Source organism: Rhodopirellula sp. JB055 (genome assembly GCF_043100905.1).
Taxonomy (GTDB): domain Bacteria; phylum Planctomycetota; class Planctomycetia; order Pirellulales; family Pirellulaceae; genus Rhodopirellula.
In genome coordinates, this window is the sequence record NZ_JBICHO010000188.1 from 1 (window position 1) to 5,164 (window position 5,164).

Sequence of the window (5,164 nt, forward strand, 5' to 3'; positions counted from 1 at the left end):
TACCATTGGCGGACAGTATTTCGAAAATCCTTTTGACGAGTTGAATGGCCGTTATTCTGATTATACCTCCTGGCGCGTTGATCTTAATTCGCGATTGAACTGGATTGTTTCAGAAGCTTTCAATGCGAATGCTTCATTTGGAATAAGACGTCGTAGTCGTCCGGCTTGTACTCGAGTCCGTAGTCGGGGGCTTCGTTGCGGATCATGTCATAGATCCCGTTTCGCTGAGGGTACCGCCCCGTCAGCAAGCTGGCCCGCGACGGAGTGCAGGCTGGCCACGCCACATAGAAATTCGTCAGCCTTGTTCCCTCGTTGGCGAGGCGGTCGAGGGCGGGCGTGATGATTCCGTTGCCCAGTTGGCCCAGGTCGTTGTAGCCTTGATCGTCCGAAACAATCAACAAGATGTTTGGGCGATCTGCCGCTGAGGCCTTGGTGGCAACCAGCAACATCGCGAGCGCCGTGAATAGATGGATCATCCAGTTTCGGTGCGGTTGCATCACGCTGTTCCAGTGGGGATTCGGTTTCAGGTGTCTTATGAGGTGTGTTGTTCAGCTTGCGTGGGACGCTTTAACGCAGCCATCGACCCAGATTCTCGCTTACGAATGCATCGTCATTGAGAGATGGGTAAGCGGCGATCACACGATCGATTTCTTCGGATTGACCATCCGAGAGAACTTCGTTGGGATTCAGGCACCAGGTTCCGGGCAGTAGGCCTTGCCGACGTAGCACTTCATGGATTCCGGGAATGCAGCCGGCAAACCCGTTGGCGGCATCAAAGAAGGCAGCGTTGCAATCGGTGACCTGGATATTGCGAGATAGTAATTCAAAAGGAATGTTATCGCCGCGATCCAGAACCAAATGAATCTCATCGAGCAGTTCAACCGCCTTGCGAGTCCACACGCACCAGTGCCCGAGCAAACCTCCGCGGAATCGGACTGATTTCAAACCGTGCTCAGTGACAATGCGGTACGTCGTTAACAGATCCGCAATGATGTTGTCATCGTTGCCGGTGTAGAGAGTGATTGCGTCGTCACGATCTGCGTCGCAAATCGCGCGAACCACATCCAGTGTTTGATAGCGGTTGAAGGCAGCGACTTTGATCGCGAGGACGTTTTCAATCTCAGCAAATTCCCGCCAGAACTCATACGGAAGCACACAACCGCCGACGGCCGGTTGCAGGTAGAAACCGATCACCGGAATGACCGAGGCGACTTCTCGGCAATGAGCAATGAGGTCGTCGATGGACGCATCGGCCAAGGCTGCCAGACTCAACAAACCCGCATGGTAGCCCTGTGAGCGGGCGAACTCCGCTTCACTGATTGCCTGCGGTGTTCTCCCGCAAACTCCCGCGACCTTGAAGATTTCACGCCCTTGCGAACCGGCGTGTTCGTCAATGACTTCCGAGGTCAAACGCAACACGGGTTCATACAAAGCGACCGATGGATCGCGGATCGCGAATTGGGTGGAATGCACGCCGACCGCGATTCCGCCGGCGCCAGCGTCGATGTAGTAACGGGTCAGCGCCGTTTGGTATCGCGGATCGAATTGCCGTTTGGCGTCGAGAGCCAATGGTTGCGCGGGGATGACGATTCCCAGACGAACGTTTTCGCGAATGGTGGGCGATAAATCGCTGATTTGCATCGGTTCAATAGGCTCCGTCGTTGACTTCGAAATGCGTTGGTTTGTTCAATGAACGGCCTCCGATTTGGGTCCAGTGTGCTTGCCAGCGAATCAGTTGATCGGCCGAGACGGACGGGGCTCCGAACAGCCTTCTGGCTTCCGAACTGTCGCTCAGGTAGGAAGCGTCGCTGGGCGTGGTCGTGAATTGCACGGTTTTGTTCAGCAGTTCACCCAATCGACGAGCAACATCTTCGGTGAGCAATGTTTCAGGACCGGTGACGTTGAGGACGTTTGCTGGTGAGGTGCAATGGTCCAAGCACATCAACGCTTGATGATTCGCGTCACCCTGCCAAATCACGTTGAAGGCCTGGACGGAATTGTCGACGGGCTGCCCGTTCCAAATGTTGGCGGCGATGTCATGCAGCACCCCATATCTCAGGTCGATCGCGTAATTCAGTCGGTACAGACAGACGGGAGTTCCCCACTCCAGGCTGCCGTGCTCGAACATGCGTTCACGCCCGAGACACGATTGTGCGTACTCGCCGATCGGCCCCGGTGGCGTGAGTTCGGTTGGTTGCTGATCCACAGAAGCCAGCGGGTAAACACAGCCAGTCGAGAAGGCAACGATCTTGGATTCGCGGAAGTGATGGGCGACGTTCGAAGGGGCCATCGTGTTCATCGCCCAGGTCAGAGGTTCCGTGCCCGCGGTCCCAAATTTCCGGCCGGCCATGAACAAGACGTTGGGCACGGAAGGAAGTTGGGCGACAGCTTCTCGATCAAGCAAGTCACACTGAATCGTTTGCACACCGGCTGAATCCAAACGAGCGCGAGCATCCGTGTCGGAGAATCGCGCCACACCGTATACATTCTTCGACACGCCTGCCTTTTCAATCGCGGAGACAGCCAGTTGGCCCAAGCTGACGCCCATCTTCCCGGCAATGCCCAAGATGATCAGGTCGCCATTGAGTTGCCGCATGAATTCGACCAACGTCTCACTTGGCCGGGCCAGCAATGCGTCCAGTTGCGTTTCGGATTCGATCCCTTCAGAAAAGTCGACTGCCATTTTCTGCCGCCATATTGTGGTGCAATGTTTTGTTCGCAAGTCTAACATTGTGCTCCCACCTCTCTCGACCCACCGAGGATCCGAATGACGAAGATCGTTTTTTACACCATCGCGCTGTTGCTTTCGAAGATGCTTGTTGTGGGGGCGGTTCAGGCTGAGACCGTCGAACACCCGAACGTCCTTTTGATTTTGACGGACGATCAGGGATGGGGTGATCTTGCATCGCATGGGAATTCGATCATCTCAACGCCGACGCTCGATGCTCTGGCGAACCAAGGTGCACGACTGGATCGTTTTTATGTTTCCCCCGTGTGTGCTCCGACGCGAGCCGCTTTGTTGACCGGGCGTTATCCGGAACGCACCGGAGTCGCCGGGGTCACGGGACGCCGTGAAGTGATGCGGGCGGAGGAAACGACGCTTGCCGAGATGTTCCAAGCGGCTGGCTACGCGACAGGCTGCTTTGGGAAGTGGCACAATGGCGCACAGATGCCGCTGCACCCCAATGGACAAGGTTTTGATGAATTCTTTGGGTTCTGTGGCGGGCATTTCAATCTTTACGACGACGCGTTGCTGGAGCGAAACGGCACGCCGGTGCAAACCAAGGGATACATCACCGATGTCTTGACGGACGCAGCGATCAATTTTGTCAACGACCATCACGACCATCCGTTTTTTTGTTATGTGCCGCTCAACGCACCGCATGGTCCCTTTCAGGTGCCACAAGAATTGTTTGATCGGTACAACGACGGATCGATCGACGAGAAAACAGCGGCCGTGTACGCGATGGTACAAAACATCGACACCAATGTTGCGCGATTATTGAAGTGCCTTGCCGATCACTCGTTGAGCGAGGAAACCATCGTTGTGTTTCTGACAGACAACGGGCCCAACGGAAAACGTTTCAACGGTGGAATGCGTGGCGCCAAAGGCAGTGTTCATGAAGGAGGCTGTCGCGTGCCTTGTTTCATTCGCTGGCCGGGGAAGATCAAGCCGCAATCAATCTCTCAAATTGCGGCGCACATTGATCTGCTGCCAACGTTGGCCGAGTGGTGTGACATTCCTGTGGCAACGGAAAAGCCACTGGACGGAAGAAGCTTGGCGAAATTGATTCGTGATGGATCCGATGCCGAACTCGACGACCGCTTGATCTTGACCTATCGCCCCAATCAGTTGCAATTGCAAAAGTTTGGCAAGGCGGCGGTGCGAACCAACACTCATCGATTGACGATTGAGAAGTCCAAGGCGTCATTGTTTGACATGACGACCGACCCAGGTCAAACCACCGATCTGGCTTCGAGTCATCCAGAACTGACGGTGCAGTTGCGATCGCAGATCGAAGAATATGTGCAGGAGATCACTCCCAGTATCACGGCGGTGCGGCCTGTTCCCATCGAACCGATGCGATCGGTCTTTGTGCCTGCCGTGGATGCGAAGCTCGAAGGAGGAGCCGGGTTTGCCGACGAAATTTCATGGGCACACAGTTGGATCGATCGCTGGACATCACCGCAGGATCGGATCCATTGGCCGATCCGGGTGAAGGAAGCTGGGCGATACGAAATCGTGGTTCACTACGTTTGCGATTCGGATTCGGCAGCGATCGTGCTGACGACCGGCAACCAAAAAGTCAGCACCACTCTTCCGCGATTCGCGATGGAAAGCGTTGTTCGGCCCGATTTAGATTCCAAGGCAACTCCGCGACGGATGTTGACGTTTCAGCAGCACTCGATCGGAGTCGTTGACCTTGCGGCTGGTTCCTTAACGCTGGCTTTACACCGAACCGACCAGGACGGTGCCATGATTGAATTGAATGGACTCACCATCACCCGACAGCCCGCCGAATGACGCGATGCACCGGGCGATCGTGGCAAGAGGTCAACCGATGATGTCGTTGACGACGTTTCCGTGAACGTCGGTGAGTCGAAATTGCCGCCCTTGGTAGCGGAATGTCAGTCGCTCATGATCGATCCCGAGCAGGTGCAGGATGGTGGCGTTCAGGTCGTGAACATGCACGCCGTTTTCAGCGATCCCATAGCCCAGTTCGTCGGTCATTCCGTGGGTGTGTCCGCTCTTCGTGCCTCCGCCCGCCATCCAAATGGTGAAGGCTTCCTTGTGGTGGTCTCGCCCAATCTTTGTCGGGGTGCCGCCGCCGTTGCTGGCTTGTGCCATTGGGGTTCGACCAAATTCGGCGGCCCAGACTACGAGCGTGTCGTCCAGCATCCCGCGTTGTTTGAGATCTTTGATCTGCGCCGCAATGGGTTGGTCCACTTCTTTCGTCTTGGCCGACAAGCGATTCACGATGTTGCCATGGTGATCCCATCCTTGATCGAACAGTTGAACAAAACGCACTCCGCGTTCGACCAGACGTCGGGCGAGCAAGCAGTTGTTGGCGAAGCTCGTCTCACCTGGTTGGGTGCCGTACATCTGATGAACCTCGGCCGGTTCTTCGTCGATGTTCATCAGATCCGGCACGGAGGTTTGCAT

Annotated in this window: 5 protein-coding genes; 1 reads left to right on the forward strand and 4 read right to left on the reverse strand. The window is 55.6% G+C overall.

Translation table 11 applies throughout. From position 1 onward, the window contains the following. Positions 1-119: 119 nt before the first annotated feature. The 3 genes from ACF8AM_RS07605 to ACF8AM_RS07615 form a co-directional block, all read right to left on the reverse strand. The gene (locus ACF8AM_RS07605) at positions 120-497 is read right to left on the reverse strand and encodes a sulfatase (RefSeq protein WP_392555054.1); all 378 of its coding nucleotides are present in this window, start codon (positions 495-497) and stop codon (positions 120-122) included. Between the two features lie 70 nt (positions 498-567). Continuing rightward, positions 568-1,641 (reverse strand): dihydrodipicolinate synthase family protein, encoded by a 1,074-nt coding sequence (locus ACF8AM_RS07610; protein ID WP_392555055.1) that lies wholly within the window; start codon positions 1,639-1,641, stop codon positions 568-570. A gap of 4 nt (positions 1,642-1,645) precedes the next feature. Next, complete coding sequence (locus tag ACF8AM_RS07615; RefSeq protein WP_392555056.1) at positions 1,646-2,683, reverse strand: NAD-dependent epimerase/dehydratase family protein; 1,038 nt, start codon at positions 2,681-2,683, stop codon at positions 1,646-1,648. A gap of 84 nt (positions 2,684-2,767) precedes the next feature. On the opposite strand from ACF8AM_RS07615, the gene ACF8AM_RS07620 reads away from it, so the two are divergent. Continuing rightward, positions 2,768-4,525: a sulfatase-like hydrolase/transferase gene (locus tag ACF8AM_RS07620; RefSeq protein WP_392555057.1), complete on the forward strand. Its 1,758-nt coding sequence runs from the start codon at positions 2,768-2,770 to the stop codon at positions 4,523-4,525. A 30-nt stretch (positions 4,526-4,555) separates the two neighbouring features. Here the strand turns inward: ACF8AM_RS07620 and ACF8AM_RS07625 are convergent. Further along, positions 4,556-5,164 (reverse strand): DUF1501 domain-containing protein (locus ACF8AM_RS07625; protein WP_392555058.1); only part of this gene is annotated, 609 nt, incomplete at its 5' end.

Coding starts and splice junctions, on each gene's coding strand:
- ACF8AM_RS07605 (WP_392555054.1), bottom strand. CDS start 497: ATGCAACCGCACCGAAACTGGATGATCCATCTATTCACGGCGCTCGCG.
- ACF8AM_RS07610 (WP_392555055.1), bottom strand. CDS start 1,641: ATGCAAATCAGCGATTTATCGCCCACCATTCGCGAAAACGTTCGTCTG.
- ACF8AM_RS07615 (WP_392555056.1), bottom strand. CDS start 2,683: ATGGCAGTCGACTTTTCTGAAGGGATCGAATCCGAAACGCAACTGGAC.
- ACF8AM_RS07620 (WP_392555057.1), top strand. CDS start 2,768: ATGACGAAGATCGTTTTTTACACCATCGCGCTGTTGCTTTCGAAGATG.